17 protein-coding genes are annotated in these 16,170 nt (G+C 74.9%); 4 read left to right on the top strand and 13 right to left on the bottom strand.

Features of this window, described 5'->3' with window-relative positions; translation table 11 throughout:
- Window positions 1–3: 3 nt before the first annotated feature.
- The 4 genes from ABD823_RS26330 to ABD823_RS26315 all read right to left on the bottom strand — a co-directional run bounded on the left by ABD823_RS26330 (window position 4) and on the right by ABD823_RS26315 (window position 1,737).
- Complete coding sequence (locus tag ABD823_RS26330) at window positions 4–438, bottom strand: alpha/beta fold hydrolase (RefSeq protein ID WP_344864112.1); 435 nt, start codon at window positions 436–438, stop codon at window positions 4–6.
- 34 nt (window positions 439–472) lie between these two features.
- Window positions 473–796, bottom strand: coding sequence for a DUF202 domain-containing protein (locus tag ABD823_RS26325; protein WP_344864110.1), 324 nt, complete (start codon window positions 794–796; stop codon window positions 473–475).
- A gap of 83 nt (window positions 797–879) precedes the next feature.
- Entirely contained in the window at window positions 880–1,221 is a 342-nt protein-coding gene (locus ABD823_RS26320) for a YidH family protein (protein WP_344864108.1), read from the bottom strand.
- A gap of 114 nt (window positions 1,222–1,335) precedes the next feature.
- Window positions 1,336–1,737 (bottom strand): hypothetical protein, encoded by a 402-nt coding sequence (locus ABD823_RS26315; RefSeq protein WP_344864106.1) that lies wholly within the window; start codon window positions 1,735–1,737, stop codon window positions 1,336–1,338.
- Between the two features lie 155 nt (window positions 1,738–1,892).
- On the opposite strand from ABD823_RS26315, the gene ABD823_RS26310 reads away from it, so the two are divergent.
- On the top strand, window positions 1,893–2,150 hold the full coding sequence (locus ABD823_RS26310; RefSeq protein ID WP_344864104.1) for a ubiquitin carboxyl-terminal hydrolase 14: 258 nt from the start codon (window positions 1,893–1,895) through the stop codon (window positions 2,148–2,150).
- Window positions 2,151–2,240: 90 nt separating this feature from the next.
- Here the strand turns inward: ABD823_RS26310 and ABD823_RS26305 are convergent, their stop codons facing one another.
- Window positions 2,241–3,824 carry a Na+/H+ antiporter gene (locus ABD823_RS26305; protein ID WP_344864102.1) on the bottom strand — a complete coding sequence of 528 codons (1,584 nt, stop codon included), beginning with the start codon at window positions 3,822–3,824 and terminating at the stop codon, window positions 2,241–2,243.
- 166 nt (window positions 3,825–3,990) lie between these two features.
- Window positions 3,991–5,289, bottom strand: coding sequence for a hypothetical protein (locus ABD823_RS26300; protein ID WP_344864100.1), 1,299 nt, complete (start codon window positions 5,287–5,289; stop codon window positions 3,991–3,993).
- Between the two features lie 479 nt (window positions 5,290–5,768).
- Between ABD823_RS26300 and ABD823_RS26295 the strand changes: the two genes are divergently transcribed.
- Window positions 5,769–7,718, top strand: a complete 1,950-nt coding sequence (locus ABD823_RS26295) for an ATP-dependent DNA helicase (protein ID WP_344864149.1) — start codon at window positions 5,769–5,771, stop codon at window positions 7,716–7,718.
- A 9-nt stretch (window positions 7,719–7,727) separates the two neighbouring features.
- Here ABD823_RS26295 and ABD823_RS26290 read toward each other — a convergent pair whose 3' ends face one another.
- The 4 genes from ABD823_RS26290 to aroC all read right to left on the bottom strand — a co-directional run bounded on the left by ABD823_RS26290 (window position 7,728) and on the right by aroC (window position 11,908).
- On the bottom strand, window positions 7,728–8,510 hold the full coding sequence (locus ABD823_RS26290) for an SGNH/GDSL hydrolase family protein (protein WP_344864098.1): 783 nt from the start codon (window positions 8,508–8,510) through the stop codon (window positions 7,728–7,730).
- A 545-nt stretch (window positions 8,511–9,055) separates the two neighbouring features.
- On the bottom strand, window positions 9,056–10,132 hold the full coding sequence (aroB, locus tag ABD823_RS26275; RefSeq protein ID WP_344864092.1) for a 3-dehydroquinate synthase: 1,077 nt from the start codon (window positions 10,130–10,132) through the stop codon (window positions 9,056–9,058).
- A gap of 52 nt (window positions 10,133–10,184) precedes the next feature.
- On the bottom strand, window positions 10,185–10,688 hold the full coding sequence (locus ABD823_RS26270) for a shikimate kinase (protein ID WP_344864147.1): 504 nt from the start codon (window positions 10,686–10,688) through the stop codon (window positions 10,185–10,187).
- A gap of 41 nt (window positions 10,689–10,729) precedes the next feature.
- Window positions 10,730–11,908, bottom strand: a complete 1,179-nt coding sequence (gene aroC / locus ABD823_RS26265) for a chorismate synthase (protein WP_344864090.1) — start codon at window positions 11,906–11,908, stop codon at window positions 10,730–10,732.
- Window positions 11,909–12,094: 186 nt separating this feature from the next.
- On the opposite strand from aroC, the gene ABD823_RS26260 reads away from it, so the two are divergent.
- On the top strand, window positions 12,095–12,562 hold the full coding sequence (locus tag ABD823_RS26260) for a GNAT family N-acetyltransferase (RefSeq protein ID WP_344864089.1): 468 nt from the start codon (window positions 12,095–12,097) through the stop codon (window positions 12,560–12,562).
- A gap of 102 nt (window positions 12,563–12,664) precedes the next feature.
- Here ABD823_RS26260 and ABD823_RS26255 read toward each other — a convergent pair whose 3' ends face one another.
- Window positions 12,665–13,885 carry a GAF domain-containing sensor histidine kinase gene (locus ABD823_RS26255; RefSeq protein WP_344864087.1) on the bottom strand — a complete coding sequence of 407 codons (1,221 nt, stop codon included), beginning with the start codon at window positions 13,883–13,885 and terminating at the stop codon, window positions 12,665–12,667.
- A gap of 261 nt (window positions 13,886–14,146) precedes the next feature.
- Window positions 14,147–14,545 carry an SRPBCC family protein gene (locus ABD823_RS26250; protein WP_344864155.1) on the bottom strand — a complete coding sequence of 133 codons (399 nt, stop codon included), beginning with the start codon at window positions 14,543–14,545 and terminating at the stop codon, window positions 14,147–14,149.
- On the opposite strand from ABD823_RS26250, the gene ABD823_RS26245 reads away from it, so the two are divergent.
- Window positions 14,525–15,640, top strand: a complete 1,116-nt coding sequence (locus ABD823_RS26245) for an epoxide hydrolase N-terminal domain-containing protein (protein ID WP_344864145.1) — start codon at window positions 14,525–14,527, stop codon at window positions 15,638–15,640. The two genes, ABD823_RS26250 and ABD823_RS26245, sit on opposite strands and share 21 nt — an antisense overlap.
- On the opposite strand, the gene ABD823_RS26240 is transcribed toward ABD823_RS26245, so the two are convergent.
- Entirely contained in the window at window positions 15,543–16,127 is a 585-nt protein-coding gene (locus ABD823_RS26240) for an HD domain-containing protein (RefSeq protein ID WP_344864085.1), read from the bottom strand. The genes ABD823_RS26245 and ABD823_RS26240 overlap by 98 nt on opposite strands.
- Window positions 16,128–16,170 lie beyond the last annotated feature (43 nt).

Genomic DNA, 16,170 nt, shown 5'->3' with positions numbered 1-16,170 from the left:
GGATCACACCGGCGGCGTCCCCGGAGAGCCCGGCCCCAGGAAGGCGCGCAGTTCGGCTGCGAGCCGTTCCGGGGCCTCCTCGGCCATGTGGTGCCCGCTCTCGATCGGGCCGCCGCGCACGTCGCCGGCCCAGTCCCGCCAGATCGCGAGCACGTCGCCGTAGAGGTCCTCCATGTCGTCGCGGGCCGCCCAGAGCACGAGGAGGGGGCAGCCGATCCGGCGGCCCGCCGCGCGGTCGGCGTCGTCGGCGGCGCGGTCGACGCCCAGCCCCGCCCGGTAGTCCTCGCACATCGCGTGCACGGTCTCCGGGTCGTGAAGCGCCCTTCCGCCGTGCCGCACCCGCAGTCGCGCCTCTCCCGCATCGACGCGCGCATCGGCGAAGTCCTCGAACATCCCGTCCGCGCTTCCCCGGATCCGGCCGTTCAGTACAGCGGGCACGGACGCCTGCCGCCGTACCGCCGGGCCGGTGGAGCTACCGCGACAGGACGAAGACGAGGGAGCCGGCGACGGCGGCGAGGGTGGCGGACCAGGCGAGGAGGGCGTCGGTGCGCTCGTCGAGGGGGCGTCCGGCGTGCAGGGCCTCCTGGACGCGGCGGTAGCGCACACCGGTGCGGGCCAGCAGGACGGCCCCGCCCAGGGCCGCCAGCGCGAACAGGACGGCGACGGCCGGACCGGCCCCGGCGCGCAGGGCCATCCCGCCCAGCCCCAGGCCGCCGGCGGCCAGCACGGTGGCGGTGCGGACCCAGGCCAGCCGGGTCCGCTCGCTCTGCAGGCCCTCGTCCCAGAGCACGGTCACCGCCCGCTCCGCCGCGCCCTGTCTCCCGGCGCTCCGGTCCCGCGGGCCCCGGCCGGGTCCGGCCGGGCTCCTCCGGGGAGCCGTCACCGGGCCGTCAGGATGAGCACGAGCGCCAGTACGGCCACGGCCGCCACGCCGTACCCGAACAGGGCGGCCAGGGCGGGCGGCGGGAGGGGCGCGCCGGTGCGCAGGGCCCGCTGGACCCTGCGCCAGCGCGGGTAGGCCAGCGCGGCGGCCAGCGCGGACAGGGAGACCAGGACGACGGCGAGCAGCGTGCGCATCCAGGGCACGAAGACGTCGGGCGAGACGGCCGCCATGGCGACCCCGCCCGCCGTCAGCGCGAGGGACGTGCTCAGCCAGGTCAGGAAGGTGCGTTCGTTCGCCAGTGTGAACCGGGGATCCGGTTCCTTCTCGGGGGCCTCCATGGAACCGACGCTAGTTCAGCGACATTTCCCCTGGAGAAGGCGGGATTGCGGGAACGCCCCGCCCTTTCCGGAAGGGCTCCGGCGCGGCCGGGCGAAGGGCCGCGGAGGGCCGGATCAGCCGCAGGCGCTGGTGAGGTCCTGGGTCCACTTCACGCCGTCGGCGGCGACCTTCTGCGCCGCGTCGACGGCGTCGTTGGCGTTCTGCACGTCGAAGCCGGCCAGGGTGCCCGACACCCCGTCGGCGGCCTCCTTCAGGGAGGTGTTGGCGGCCTTGTCCGCCAGGTCCCCGAGCTTGGCGGCCCCGTCGTTCAGCGCCTGCTCCATCGCGGCGGGGTCCTGGATCGTGCTCGCGACCTTCGACATGGTGTCGGTCACGATGCCGGCGGCCTCGATGCACTGCTGGGCCTTGTCGACGCCGTCGCTCACCTGCTGGAGCTCGGCGCAGCCGGTGGTCAGGAGGGCGGCGGCCAGGGCGGAGGCGGCGAGGGGGAGAACCCGTCGCGGAAGGAGACGCATGTCCCGACTCTACCCAACGGGTACGGCCCCGCGGCGGCCGCGACGGCGCGGGGCCGTACGCTCGTTCTCGGGTGCCCGGGAACGCGCCGGTCGAGGGGCCGTCCCCGCGCCCGTGGACGACAGCGGCGCCTCGGAGCGCCGGCGGAGGGAGGACCATGACGACCTGCAGGCACCTCGGTGAGGCGCAGGACCCGCCGGCGCGCACGCCCGAGGGCTGCGAGGAGTGCCTGGCGGAAGGGCGCGGCTGGGTGCACCTGCGCCGCTGCCTGACCTGCGGGCACATCGGCTGCTGCGACTCCTCGCCGGGCAGGCACGCCACCGCCCACTACGACCGGGAGGGCCACCCGGTCATCTCCTCCTTCCAGCCCGGCGAGAGCTGGCGCTGGTGCTACGTCGACCAGCTCCTCGGCTGAGGCCGGGCCCCGGCCGCCCCTCGCGGCGCGTCCGGTCCGCCCGTACGGCCCGCCGCCCCGGACCACGCCCGGCCCGCGCGCCGGGCGGGGTCAGTCGCGTCCCAGGGTGGCCTCCTCGAAGTCGATCTCGATCATCGCCCTGCGGAGCACCTCGTCGTCGATGCGCCGCTCGTCGCGGAACCGGACGAGCACCTCGCGCTCGGCCGCCAGCATCTCCCGGCGGAGCCGCCGGTAGACGGTGCCCGGCGTCTCCTCGCCGCCGGAGCCGGTGCCGCCGCCGAGGCGCTCCCAGGCGGTGAGCGCGCGGCGCTCGGCCCGCATCCTCAGCTGCTCCACGACCTCCTCGTGCACGTCGACGATCCCGTCGGCGACCAGCTCGTCCAGGCGGGCGAGCGCGGCCGAGGCAGCCGCCTGCTGCGCGGCGGCCTCGGCCAGGTCGTCGGCGAACGCCTCCTGCTCGTTGGAGATCCGCAGCCTCCTGATCAGCGCCGGGAACGACAGCCCCTGGAGCAGGAGCGTGCCGATCACCGCCGTGAAGGTGAGGAAGAGCAGCGTGGGCCGTTCGGGGAAGTCCTCCGGGATGGCGAAGGCCGCGGCGAGGGAGACCACGCCGCGCATCCCGGCCCAGGAGATGACGGCGACGTTCCGCCAGGAGGGCGGGTCGGCCTCGTGCCGGCGGACCGCGCGGGACAGCAGGCGCGGCAGGTGGAGGGCGGGCACCACCCAGACGACCCGGGCCGCGACGGCGGTGGCGAAGACGGCCAGCGCCATGCCGGCCGGCTCCAGCGGGTGCGCCCAGTCGATCGCCTCGACGATCGGCCACATCTGCAGGCCGATCAGCGCGAAGACGATCGACTCCAGGAAGAAGTCGATGATCTTCCAGACCGTGCGGGACATCAGCCGGGTGCCGAAGCCGCTGCGCGGCATGCGGTGGCCGATGTAGAGGCCGGCGACCACCACGGAGACCACTCCGGAGGCGTGCACGAGCTCGGCCGCGAGGTAGGCCCCGAACGGGGTGAGCAGCAGGACGGTGTTCTCCACGAGCGCGTCCCGCAGCGCCCGCAGCCCCTTCGACAGCAGCCACGCGAGCGCCAGGCCGATCACCGCGCCGCCCGCGGCGGCGTAGAGGAACTGGCCGAGCACGCCCAGCCAGGTGATCCCCTCCCCCACCACCGCGGCGACCGCCACCCGGTAGGCGGTGAGCGCGGTGGCGTCGTTGAACAGGCTCTCCCCCACCAGGATGGTGATCACCTTGCGGGGCAGTCCCAGCCTGCGGGCCACCGCGACCGCGGCGACCGCGTCGGGCGGGGCCACGACCGCGCCCAGCGCGAAGGCCGCGGCGAGCGGCAGGCCGGGCAGGAGCAGGTGGGTGACCCAGCCGATCGCCAGCGTGCTGAACAGCACCAGCCCGACCGAGAGCAGCAGGACGGGCCTGCGGACGACCCGGAGCCCCAGGTAGGAGCTGTCGACCGCGGCGGAGTACAGCAGCGGCGGGAGGAGGACCAGCAGGACGATCTCGGGGTCCAGCGCGTACCCCGGCACGAACGGGGAGAGCACCAGCCCGGCCAGCACGAGGATCAGCGGCGAGGGCCACCCCCGGCGCCGGGACACGGCCGCCACCGCGACCGCCACGGCCGGGACGATCAGCAGGTGCAGCGCGGTCGACCGGTCCATCCCGCCCCGCCCTCAGGAAGGTCCCGCGGAGCGGCCCGGGCGGCACCCGGCGGGACCCGGGAGCGGGGCGGGGCACCCCGTGGGGCACCCGGGTCCGGCGGGCCGCGCGGACGTCACGGATCCGGCGGCCTGGAACACCGCCCGGCGGGCACGGGTCACGCGGCGGTCACCAGTCGCGGCGCTCGCCCCGTTCGTCGTAGGCCTGCTCGGGGCGGAGCCGCTCGCCGGTGGAGTGCGGGTGGTCCTGGACGTACGGGCGGGACATGCGCTGCTCGGGCTGCTGCCCGCGGAGGTTCAGCGGGTCGTTGGGGTCCAGCCCGCCCTGCTGGTCGTAGGCCGGCGGGGTGCCGTACAGGTCGCGCGGGTCGGCCGGATGACCGGGCGCCGGGGCCTGCCGGTTGCCGAAGGCGTAGGGGTCGGGCTGGGCCGGGGCCGGGTAACCGTAGGGCTCGCGGTCCACGGGCGGGATGCCGTAGGGGTCGGTGGACTGCGCCTGGGCGGGGTAGCCGTCGGAGTGCCCGGGGGTGAACGCGTCGGCCTGCCGGGTCTGCGCGTACGGGTCGGCCTGCCGGTGCGCCCCGGCCGCGAACGGATCCGCCCCCTGCGGGCCCGCCGGGGTGAACAGGTCGGACGCCGGCCCGCCCGGCCGGCCGCCGTAGGCGTCGGGCTGCGGGGCCGCCGGGGTGAACAGGTCGGCCTGCTGGGGCTGGGCGTAGGGATCGGCCTGCTGGGGCTGGGCGTACGGGTCGGCCTGCCGGTGCGCCCCGGCCGCGAACGGATCCGCCCCCTGCGGGCCCGCCGGGGCGAACGGGTCGGACACCGGCCCGCCCGCGCCCGGCCGCCCGGCGTAGGGGTCCTCCGGCGTCTGGTTCTGGTACGGCTGCTCGCCCGGCGGCCCGGCGGAGGGCAGGGAGTCGCCCACGATCATGTTCTCGGGCGGGACCACGTCGGCCGTGCCGTACCCCGGCATGCGGCCGGGGCCGGCGGTGTCCTGCGGGGGCACGCCGCCCCGCGCCACGAGCACGTCGTTGGGGCCGAGCGCGGGAGCCGGGCGCGGCTCCTCCACCGGGGGCGTGACCTGGGTGGCCGCGGGGTCGGCGTAGTGCTGCGGCTGGGCGGGCGGCGCGTAGTCCTCGGGCCGGGGCCGGGCGTACTGCCCGGTGCCGGGGAACGACGAGGGGTCGGCGTGCTCCGGGTGCCCGGCGGGACCGGCGGCGGGGGCGCCGCCCTCCTCGTCCACCTCGTCGGGGTAGCGTCCGCCGGCCTCGACGAAGCCCTCGTCGAGGGTGTCGACCAGACGGGCGACGTCGTCCAGGGGCATGCGGAAACTCGCGGTGCACATCTCACCGCGCCACAGGCTCAGCACCAGCGTGCCGTCGTGCCAGGTGACCCGGAGCACCCGCTCCTGGCCACGCTCGTCAAAGAACACTTCGCCGAACGACGGCAGCGGGACAACTTCCGACATGGAGGACATAGTGCTTTAACCAGCCTTTATTCGTCCACTCGACCTCAGGAAACCCTACCGAACCCGTCTTTCCATCCCCATCCTCAACCCCGGGAACACCCACGGAAAAATCTTGGATGATCTCTCACGTGCGCAGCGGATGGTCCCGCCAGTTTGCCATGGGACGCGAACGGGAGCTCCCCGAATCCCAGGACGAGTCCGCGCGATGACTCTCCGGAGCCGGGCACGTCTGTCGGACCGAGCGGGTACGGTTGGCTGTCGTGCCGACCGACTCCCTCACCCCCGCCGAGACCCCGCCCGGGAGCCCTCCGGAGGCCCCGTCCGGGACCTTGTCCGAGCGCCCGACCGCGTCCCCGGCGTCTCCGCCGCCCGCGGCCCCGCCCGCCGGGCGCCGCGCCGGGGAGCGTGCGGGTGAGCGTGCGGGGGGCCGCGCCCGGACCCGCTCCGGGTCCGCGGAGGCGGCGCCCCCGGTCGAGGAGCTGCTCGCCCTGGCGGTCAAGGCCGTCGGCGGCGTCGAGCGCCCCGGCCAGCTCGCGATGGCCCGCGCCGTCCAGCACGCGATCGACTCCGGCGACCACCTGGCCGTCCAGGCGGGCACCGGCACCGGCAAGTCCCTGGCCTACCTCGTCCCGTCGATCCGGCACGCGATGACCTCCGAGGGCTCCGTCGTCGTCTCGACCGCGACGATCGCCCTCCAGCGCCAGCTCGTCGACCGCGACCTGCCCCGCCTGGCCGAGGCGCTGGCCCCCCTGCTCCCGCGCGAGCCGACCTTCGCGATCCTCAAGGGCCGGCGCAACTACCTGTGCCGCTACAAGGCCAGCGCCGGCTGGCCCGACGACGAGCAGGAGCAGCTGTTCGACCCGGGCGAGGTGAGCGTCACCGGGCGGATGGTCCAGCGCATCCAGGAGTGGGCGGACGAGACCGAGACCGGCGACCGCGACGAGCTGGTGCCCGGCGTCAACGAGCAGGCCTGGCGGCAGTTCTCGGTGAGCGCCCGCGAGTGCCTGGGCGCGCAGCGCTGCCCCAGCGGCACGGACTGCTTCGCCGAGCTGGCCCGTGCCCGCGCCGCCGAGTCGGACATCGTGGTGACCAACCACGCACTGCTGGCGATCGACGCGATGGAGGACATCCCGCTCCTGCCCGAGCATGACGTCGTCGTGGTGGACGAGGCCCACGAGCTGGTCGACCGGGTCACCTCCGTGGCGGCGGGCGAGCTGTCGGAGAGCGGCATCGCGATGGCGGTGCGCCGGGTCGGCCGCCTGGTCGAGCAGGGCATCGCCGACCGGCTCCTGCAGGCGGGCGAGGACCTCAAGGCCCTGCTCGCGGTCGCGCCGCCGGGACGGATCGACGAGCTGCCGCAGGTGCTCGGCCTGACGCTCGCGCTGATCCGCGACGCGGCCTCGGCCTGCGTCACCGCCCTGGGTCCCCGCACCGGGGGCGACAAGGACGATCCGGAGGGCGCGGGCCTGCGCAAGGCCGCCTTCACCGCCCTGGACGAGGTGCGCGACACCGCCCAGCGCATGCTGGACGCCTTCGGCCACGCCGAGGAGGTCGACCGGGCCGAGGTGGTCTGGCTGGACGCGGGCACCGAGCGCCGCCCGCCGACCCTGCGGATCGCCCCGCTGACCGTCGCCGGCATGCTCCGCGAGAAGCTCTTCGGCGACCGCACGGTCGTGCTGACGTCGGCGACGCTCGCCCTGGGCGGCGCCTTCGACGGCCTGGCCCGCCAGTGGGGGCTGAGCGCCGCCCCCGGCGACCGGTCCGGCTGGTCCGGTCTGGACGTCGGCTCCCCCTTCGACCACCCGCGCAGCGGCATCCTCTACGTCGCCGAGCACCTGCCCCAGCCGGGCCGCGACGGCCTGCCCGAGGCCTACCTGGAGGAGATCACCGAGCTGATCGAGGCGGCCGGGGGCCGGACCCTCGGCCTGTTCTCCTCGATGCGCGCGGCCAAGGCCGCCACCGAGGCGCTGCGCGAGCGGCTGAGCGTGCCGCTGCTCTGCCAGGGCGACGACTCCACGATGCAGCTGGTCAAGCGGTTCGCCGAGGACGAGCCGACCTGCCTGTTCGGCACGCTCTCGCTCTGGCAGGGCGTGGACGTGCCGGGCCCGTCGCTCCGGCTGGTCATCATCGACCGCATCCCCTTCCCCCGGCCCGACGACCCGCTGAGCTCCGCCCGCCAGCGCCACGTCGCCGCCAAGGGCGGCAACGGCTTCATGGCGGTGGCCGCCACGCACGCCGCGCTGCTGCTCGCGCAGGGCGCGGGCCGGCTGCTGCGCAGCCAGCACGACAAGGGCGTGGTCGCGGTCCTCGACCCCCGGCTGGCCACCGCCCGCTACGCGGGGTTCCTTCGCGCCTCGCTGCCGCCCTTCTGGCCGACGAACGACCCGGCCAAGGTCCGCGACGCGCTGCGCCGCCTGGCGGCGTCCTAGCCTCCCCGGTCAGGCGAGGGGCTGGAGGTCCGGGCGCTTGGGGTCGAGGTCGTCCCCGGAGGAACGGCCGCGCAGGCGGCGCACCACCCACGGGCCGAGGTGCGCGCGGGCCCACTGGAGGTCCTCGCGGCGCTTGGCCCGCGGGTCGATCCGCTCCCGGGGCGGCCAGGTCACCCGCCAGTCGTCGTCGCACGGGACGCCGAGCACCTCGCACACCTTGGCGGCCACCATCCGGTGCCCGGCCTCGTTCATGTGCAGGCGGTCGTCGCTCCACGCCCGCCAGTCGCGCAGGCCCTGCATCGACCACTGGTCGACCAGGCGGCAGCCGTACAGGTCGGCGATGGAGCGCACGTGCATGTAGAAGATCGCGAAGGTGCCGCGGGCGCGGCGCATGATCGGGGTGTCGCGCGGGTCCACGCCGGTGAACAGCAGCACCTCCGCCCCGGTGGCCCGCAGCTCCCGTACGGCTCCGGCGAGCTTCTTGGCCATGCGGTCCGGGTCGCTGCCGGGGCGCAGCAGGTCGTTGCCGCCCGCGCAGAGGCTGACCAGGTCGGGCCGCATCCGCACGGCGAGCGGCACCTGGTCGGCGACGATCTGGTCGATGAGCTTGCCCCGCACGGCCAGGTTGGCGTAGCGGAAGTCCTCATCGAGCGCGGCCAGGCGTTCGGCCACCCGGTCGGCCCAGCCGCGGAAGCGCCCGCCCGGGACGGGCGGCCCGCCGTCGACGGCGGGGTCGTTCAGGCCTTCGGTGAAGCTGTCGCCGAGCGCGACGAACGAGCGGTAGCGGCTCACCGCGCCTCCTCCTTGCGGAGCATGCCGGCCAGGGCGTGCAGCGCCAGCGTGTAGGAGCCGAGGCCGAAGCCGGCGATGGTGCCGGTGGCGACGGCGGCGACCACCGAGGTGTGCCGGAACTCCTCACGCGCGGCCGGGTTGGAGATGTGCACCTCGATCAGGGGCGCGGTCCGCTGGGCGATGGCGTCGCGCAGCGCGTAGGAGTAGTGGGTGAAGGCCAAGTCGGATCGTAGCCATGTCGTTCTGTGAGCCAAGGAGTTGGATTCCGTCCTTGTCTTCCTAAGACCGCTTGGCCTCCGACTTGGCCCAGCTCCCGGCCGGTCTGCCGGCACAGCGCGGCCAGGTCGGCGAAGGTCTCGGCACCGTAGACGTCCGGCTCCCTGGTGCCGAGCCGGGACAGGTTGGGGCCGTTGAGAACGTGGACGGTCCTCATCGCGTCGTGTCACTCCTCACTCACCGCAGCGGCGGGCGCGCCGCCCGCCGTACCGGGCCCGTCCTCGGGCCCTGCCGCCGGGCCCGCGCCCGGCCGTGCCATCCCGTCCGGCTCACCTGGCGATCTCGCCGTAGGCGGCCTCCAGCAGCGCCTCCGGCGGGTCCTCCAGCGCGGACACCTGCGCCAGGCCGTCCAGGACGACGAAGCGCAGCGTGGCGCCCCGGCTCTTCTTGTCCAGCCGCATGTGGTCGCGGAGCGCCGGCCAGGCGTCCCTGCGGTAGGACGTGGGCAGTCCGACCGAGGTCAGGATGGCGCGGGTCCGGTCCACCAGGTCGATGCCGATCCTGCCGTCCAGGCGGGACAGCTCGGCGGCGTAGACCATGCCGATGGCGACGGCCTCGCCGTGGCGCATGCGGTAGTCCTCGGCCCGCTCGATGGCGTGCGCCAGCGTGTGCCCGTAGTTGAGGATCTCCCGCAGGCCGCTCTCCCGCAGGTCGGCGCCGACGACCCGGGCCTTGACCCGGATCTTCCGCTCGATCAGCTCGCGGGTGTGCCGCCCCTCCGGGTGGCGGGCCCCCTCCGGGTCCTCCTCGATGAGCCGCAGGATCTCCGGATCGGCGATGAAACCGCCCTTGACGATCTCCGCGAGCCCGCCGACGTAGTCGTCGCGGGGCACCGACATCAGCGTGGCCAGGTCGCACAGGACCCCGGCGGGCGGGTGGAAGGCGCCGACGAGGTTCTTGCCCTCGGGGGTGTTGATGCCGGTCTTGCCGCCGACCGCGGCGTCCACCATGCCGAGCAGGGTGGTGGGGACCTGCACGACCTTGACGCCGCGCAGCCAGGTCGCGGCGGCGAACCCGGCCAGGTCGGTGGTGGCGCCGCCGCCGACGCCGACCACCGCGTCGGAGCGGGTCATGCCGTGGCGGCCGAAGGCCGACCAGAGCCCGGCGGCGACCTCCGCCGTCTTGGCCTGCTCGGCGTCGGGCACCGGGAGCCGGACGACCTCGTAGCCGGCCGACTCGACCGCGCCGCAGACCGGCCGCGCGATCTCCGGCAGTCCCTCCGGGTGCACGACCGCGACGGTCCGCACCCGGGGCCCGAGCAGGCCGGGCAGCTCGCCGAGGACGCCGGTGCCGACCACGACCTCGTAGGGGGACTCCCCGCCGACGTCGATCCTGGTGACGCTCACGGGGCCTCCTCCGTCTCGCGCGTGGGCGGCTCCGCCGTGCCCGTGGTCCGGCTCACGCTCCCAGCCCCTTCACGATCTCGTCGGCGACCTGCTCGGCGTCGCGCTCGTCGGTCTTGACCGTCAGGACGGCCAGCGCCTCGTAGATCGGGCGGCGGGCGTCCATGAGCTTCTTCAGCTGGCTGCGCGGGTTGAGCACCAGCAGCGGGCGGGCCGAGGCCAGGCCCACCCGGGAGACGGCCTGGGAGAGGCCGACCTCCAGGTAGACGACGGTGTGGCCGTCCAGCAGCCGCCGCGTCTCCTCGTCGAGGACCGCGCCGCCGCCGAGCGAGAGCACGCCGTCGTGCTCGTCCAGCGCCCGCCGTACGGCGCCGGCCTCCAGCTCGCGGAAGCGCTCCTCGCCGTCCTCGATGAAGATGTCGCTGACGGCCTTGCCCGCCACGGACTCCACGTCGTCGTCGGTGTCGCGGAACCCGACGCCGAGCCGCTCGGCCAGCAGCCTGCCCACGGTCGACTTGCCCGACCCGGGAGCACCGATCAGTACGGCGCGCGGTCTCATCACAACCCCCGATCCGCTCATTGCTCGATCGATCCGGTCAACTACTTGATCACCAGGGAGGAGAGGTATCCCGACAGGTTGCGGGCGACCTCCTCCACGGAGTCTCCGCCGAACTTCTCCACCGCGGCGTCGGCCAGGACGAGCGCGACCATCGCCTCGGCGACGATCGCGGCGGCCGGGACGGCGCAGACGTCGGAGCGCTCGTGGTGGGCCTTGGCGGGCTCGCCGGTCAGCACGTCGACGGTGGCCAGCGCCCGGGGCACGGTGGAGATCGGCTTCATCGCGGCGCTGACGCGCAGCGCCTCGCCGTTGGTCATGCCGCCCTCGACGCCGCCGGCCCGGTTGGTGGTCCGGCGCACGCCGTCGGGGGTGTTCTCGATCTCGTCGTGGGCGCGGGAGCCGGGGCGGCGCGCGGTCTCGAAGCCGTCGCCGACGGCGACGCCCTTGATCGCCTGGATGCCCATCAGCGCGGCGGCGAGGCGGGCGTCGAGGCGGCGGTCCCAGTGGGTGTAGCTGCCCAGGCCCGGCGGGAGCCCGTAGGCGACGACCTCGACGACGCCGCCGAGGGTGTCGCCGTCCTTGTGGGCCCTGTCGATCTCGGCGACCATCGCGGCGCTGCCGGCCGGGTCGGCGCAGCGGACCGGGTCGGCGTCGACGGCGTCCATGTCGCCGGGGCCGGGGACGACGCCGGCCGCGGCCTGGGCCGAGCCGATGGACAGCACGTGGCTGACGATGTCGACGCCGAGCGCCTGCTTGAGGAAGTTCTTGGCGACCTGGCCGAGGGCGACGCGGGCGGCGGTCTCGCGGGCGCTGGCCCGGTCGAGCACCGGGCGGGCGTCGTCGAAGCCGTACTTCTGCATGCCGGCGAGGTCGGCGTGGCCGGGGCGGGGGCGCGAGCGCGGCGCGTTGCGGGCCTGGCCCTCCAGCACCGCCGGGTCGACCGGGTCGGCCGCCATCACGGTCTCCCACTTGGGCCACTCGGTGTTGCCGACGCGGATGGCGACGGGGCTGCCGAGGGTGCGGCCGTGCCGTACGCCGCCGACGATCGTGACCACGTCCTGCTCGAACTTCATCCGGGCGCCGCGGCCGTATCCCAGACGGCGCCTGGCCAGGGCCCTGTCGATGTCTGCCGTGGTCACCTCCACCCCGGCGGGCAGTCCTTCGAGGATCGCGACGAGTTCGGGGCCGTGGGACTCTCCGGCGGTCAACCAGCGCAACATGGGGACCAGTCTTCCACGTGCCGCCCACTGGAATGGCCGCAGCTCACCAGGTGAGACGGGCGCGGGAACGGCCTTGTACGCCGATTCCCGGCGTTCCGGGCGGGGCCGCAGCCGCCCGCCGCGGCGGGTTCCACCGGGCGATAACCGGTTGCCCGGCGACGGTGACGCCTCTGTAGGGTGCGCGGCATGACAGCGTCGCTCCGCCTGGAGAAGGTCACGCCCGACAACGTCCGCGCCGCCTGCGACATGAGGCTCCGCCCCGGCCAGGAGCGGTTCGTCGCCCCGGTCGCGCAGTCGCTGGCCGAGGCGTACGTGCACCCCGAGATCGCCTGGCCGCGGCTGGTCGTCGACGGCGACCGGATCGTGGGCTTCGTGATGCTCTTCCTGGACGTGCGCCTCCTGCCCGGCGATCCGGAGGACCGCCTCCGCTCCGGGCTCTGGCGGCTGGCCGTCGCCGCCGGCGAGCAGGGCAAGGGGTACGGCCGCTTCACGGTGGGGGCCGTCTGCGAGGAGCTCCGCAACCGCGGGAAGAAGCGGATCACGGTGACCTGGAAGCCCGGCGAGGACGGGCCCGAGGAGTTCTACCTGAAGCTCGGCTTCCGGCGGACCGGCGAGATGAGCGACGACGAGGTCGTCGGCGAGATGGACCTCTGACCGGGGCCGCACCGGCGCGCCCCGCGACGCGGCACGCGGATGCGGCACGCGGATGCGGCACGCGGATGCGGCACGCCGCCTACGGCGCGCGCCGGGACGAGGCTACGGGCAGGAGGCCGTAGCGGGCAGGGTCAGCCGGACCCGGGTGCCGTGCCCGGGCCGGCTGTCGATCCGCACGTCGCCGCCGTGCATGCGGGCGATCTTCTCCGCGATGGACAGGCCGATCCCGGCGCCGCCGATCGCGCGGTCCTCCGCGCCGCTGCCGCGGTAGAAGTCGTCGCGGACGCGGTCGAGCTCGCCCGGGTCGATGCCGATGCCGGTGTCGCGCACCTCCACCGCCGGGACCGGGCCGGCGTGCGCGACGACGTCGATGCGGCCGCCCGGCGGGGTGAACTTCACGGCGTTGTCCAGCAGCTGCTCGATCGCGTGCCGCATGCGGGTGGCATCGGCGCACACCGGCACCGGGGCGGAAGCGTGCACGGTCACGGTCAGATCCCCGGCGCGGGCCCGCTCGGCCAGGGCCTCGGCCGCTCGGCGGACCAGGTCGGCCAGATCGGTGGAGACCAGGGCGAAGGGCACGGTGCGGGCGTTGAGGGCGGCGACCAGCAGCAGCCGGTCCAGCAGCTCGCCGAGGCGGGCGCTGTTGCGGTCGATGACGCTCAGGAACCGCCGCTCGGTGACCTCGTCCAGGTCGCCGTCCTGCAGAAGCTGCAGGTAGGAGCGGATGGAGGTCAGCGGGGTGCGCAGCTCGTGGTTGACGGTGCGCAGGAACTGGTTCTTCAGCTCCTCCAGTTCCCTCAACCGGTGCTCGACCAGCCGGGCGCGGCGGACGTGGTGGTGCAGCTCGGCCAGGTGCGCGACGCCGGCCGCGAGCGTGGGCAGGATCGCACGCTGGTCGGGCGTCAGGCGGCGGGGGCGGTGGTCGGCCACGAACACGGCGCCCAGGGCGTGGCCGCGGCTGGTGACGACGGGGGCGCCGGCGTAGAAGCGCACGTACGGCTCGCCCCGGACGGCCGGGTCGCGGCGGAAGCGTTCGTCGGCCAGCGCGTCGTGGACTTCCAGCACGTCGCGTCCGCGGATGGCGTGGGAGCAGAACGACATCTGCCGCCGGCCGATACCGGCCAGGTCGATGCCGTGTCGCCCCTTGAAGTGCTGATGGTCGGCGTCCAGGAGGTTGACCACGCCGATCGGGGTGCGGCAGACGTGGGCGGCCACGTCGGCGATGGCGCAGTAGTCCGCCTCGAGCACGACGTCCAGGGCCTGCAGCTCGTGCAGCTCCTGAAGGCGCTCGGCCTCGTCGCTCGGCCACGGTGGAGAGGCCATCACCCCTCGCCTCACTTTCCCGGGAGCACCCGGCCGGTGTGGTGGACGGTCCCGTCGCGGTGTCGGCGGAGCGGGATACCGCCTGTCGTTCTACCCGGGTATCCGGGCGGCTCACAGCGGCGGCGCGAGGAACCCGGGCGGTGCGGTGCCGTCACCCAGGCGGCGCGCACCCCGTCCCCGCGCCCGGGCGCGCCGGCGGAGGCCCGGTCGGGATGGGTCACGCATCGGCCGGCAGCGGTTCGCCGGTCTCCAGCAGCGTCTTCAGGCTGGCCACCACGTTCGGCCAGCCGTGGCCCGACCATCTCGGCCAGGCCCGATCGCGGACCAGTCCGCGGTGAACTCCGTGGCCCAGTAGCGGCGGGTGAAGGCGGGCTCGGTCAGCGCCTGCCAGAGCTTCTGCGGGGTGGTGCGGATGTAGGTGGTGTAGACGAAGGCCGGCGCGCCCATCGGGGTCTCCTCCAGGGCGAGTCCCAGGTCCGCCAGGGCTTGGACCCCGGCCCGGTCGTAGCGGCTGATCCACCGGTGGGCGATCTCGTGCACGGGCGCTCCGCTGACCGGCCTGCGCGACCGGCTCACCAGGACCCGCTGGGCCCGGAGCCGGCCGGCGGCGACCAGGGCTACGGCGTCCCGCTCGTCCGGGTGCGGAAACTGGCCGAGCACTGGCGCGACCGCTACGACTGGCGCGCCTGGGAGGCCCGGCTCAACGCCCACCCCCAATACACCACCATCGACGGCGCCAACGTGCACTTCCTGCACGTCCGCTCCACCGAACCGGGCGCCCTGCCGCTCGTGCCCAGCCACGGCTGGCCCGGTTCGGTCGCCGAGTACCTGGACGTCCTCGGCCCGCTCAGCGATCCGCGCCGGCACGGCCTCGATCCGGCGATCGCCTTCGACCTCGTGGTGCCCCCACCCCGGTTCCGGTTTCTCCGGCCCGGCTCCCGACACCGGCTGGGGCCCCGGGAGGATCGCCCGGGCCTGGGCCGTCCTGATGCGGCGACTCGGCTACCACCGGTACGGCGCGGCGGGCAACGAGCGGGCAGCGGCTGGGGGTCGTTCATCTCCCCCGAACTCGGCCGCACCGCCCCGGAGGCGGTGACGGGCGTGCACGTGACCCGGCTGTGGCGCCCGCCCCCGGACGACGATCCGGACCGGCCGGACCGGCTGTCACTGCGCGAACGGGCCGCGCTGGAGGCCTTCCGCCACTGCCTCGACAAGGAGGCCTCCTACGGCGCCGTGCAGGCTCAGCAGCCCCAGACCCTCGCCCCCGCCCTGACGGATCCCCCGGCCGGTCTGCTCGGCCGGAACGCCCAGGCGATGGAGGGGCCGGCCGCCGAGGCGCTGTTGACCCACGTCACGATCCACCGGCTCAGCGGCGCTCCGCCCTTGACGGGCCCCATGCCCGCCGTGCCTGCCGACGGTCCCGCGGTCGATCGGCGGATTCGGACCCGCCGGCCCGGCACCGCTCGTACGCGGTCTCCTGGTGGTCGCTCGCCGCCGCCTTCGAGGCGTGCCCGGCCCTCCGGGCACTGCTGCCGGGGCTTCTCCACGCAGTCCTCGACCTCGACAGGCGCACCTTCGGCCGGGGCCCGGCGGGTGGGAGGCCGGCGCGGGCGCCCGGAGCGCAGCGGGCGGAAAGCCCGGTGGCCCCGGAGACGCCTCAGGTGGCCTGCTCACCGCCGAGGAGCCGCTGGACCCACTCCAGGGAGCCGGTGCGCAGCACCTCCTCGGCCAGGCGCTTGGCCGAGGAGGTGGTGAGCGCGGCCAGGGAGCTGTCGATCCACGGCCGGACGTTCCCGTTGCCCTGCTCGCGGTACTCCACCGCCTGCACCAGGCACTCCAGCTTGTCGGCGTCGCGTGCGCAGACCGCCTCCAGGCTGGCCCGCTCCTCGTACTCGCCGACCGCACCGGTGATCATCTCGGCCACGGGCCCGGGCACGCCGCGCACCTGGTCGGCGGTGACCTCCTCGTTCGGGGTGGCCCTCAGGTAGCGCTTGCCGAGGTGGTGGATGTCGGTGGTGCGCGTCTCCTGGGTGTCGTGGAACAGGCTCATGAACGCCGCCCGCTCGGGATTCCCGCCCTCCATCGCGGTGATCACCGCGGCGATGACCGCCGTACGGAAGGAGTGGTCGGCGATGCTCTCCGGGTCGCGCACCCCCGCGACCAGCCAGCCCGTGCGCCGGTAGCGCTTGAGCAGGCCGATCTCGTACAGCAGGCCGGTCACCCCCGCCAGTTCCTCCGCCATGGGGATCCTCTCTCCTCGTCCTCGCGCGGTCGCGGCGCCCTCC

The organism is Planomonospora alba, assembly GCF_039534085.1.
Lineage (GTDB): Bacteria > Actinomycetota > Actinomycetes > Streptosporangiales > Streptosporangiaceae > Planomonospora_B > Planomonospora_B alba.
The sequence above is the reverse complement of the archived record's forward strand: the minus strand, read 5'-3'. Positions and strand labels throughout refer to the sequence as shown.

Coding starts and splice junctions, on each gene's coding strand:
- ABD823_RS26320 (WP_344864108.1), bottom strand. CDS start 1,221: ATGGAGGCCCCCGAGAAGGAACCGGATCCCCGGTTCACACTGGCGAAC.
- ABD823_RS26315 (WP_344864106.1), bottom strand. CDS start 1,737: ATGCGTCTCCTTCCGCGACGGGTTCTCCCCCTCGCCGCCTCCGCCCTG.
- ABD823_RS26310 (WP_344864104.1), top strand. CDS start 1,893: ATGACGACCTGCAGGCACCTCGGTGAGGCGCAGGACCCGCCGGCGCGC.
- ABD823_RS26305 (WP_344864102.1), bottom strand. CDS start 3,824: ATGGACCGGTCGACCGCGCTGCACCTGCTGATCGTCCCGGCCGTGGCG.
- ABD823_RS26300 (WP_344864100.1), bottom strand. CDS start 5,289: ATGTCGGAAGTTGTCCCGCTGCCGTCGTTCGGCGAAGTGTTCTTTGAC.
- ABD823_RS26270 (WP_344864147.1), bottom strand. CDS start 10,688: ATGAGACCGCGCGCCGTACTGATCGGTGCTCCCGGGTCGGGCAAGTCG.
- aroC (WP_344864090.1), bottom strand. CDS start 11,908: ATGTTGCGCTGGTTGACCGCCGGAGAGTCCCACGGCCCCGAACTCGTC.
- ABD823_RS26260 (WP_344864089.1), top strand. CDS start 12,095: ATGACAGCGTCGCTCCGCCTGGAGAAGGTCACGCCCGACAACGTCCGC.
- ABD823_RS26255 (WP_344864087.1), bottom strand. CDS start 13,885: ATGGCCTCTCCACCGTGGCCGAGCGACGAGGCCGAGCGCCTTCAGGAG.
- ABD823_RS26240 (WP_344864085.1), bottom strand. CDS start 16,127: ATGGCGGAGGAACTGGCGGGGGTGACCGGCCTGCTGTACGAGATCGGC.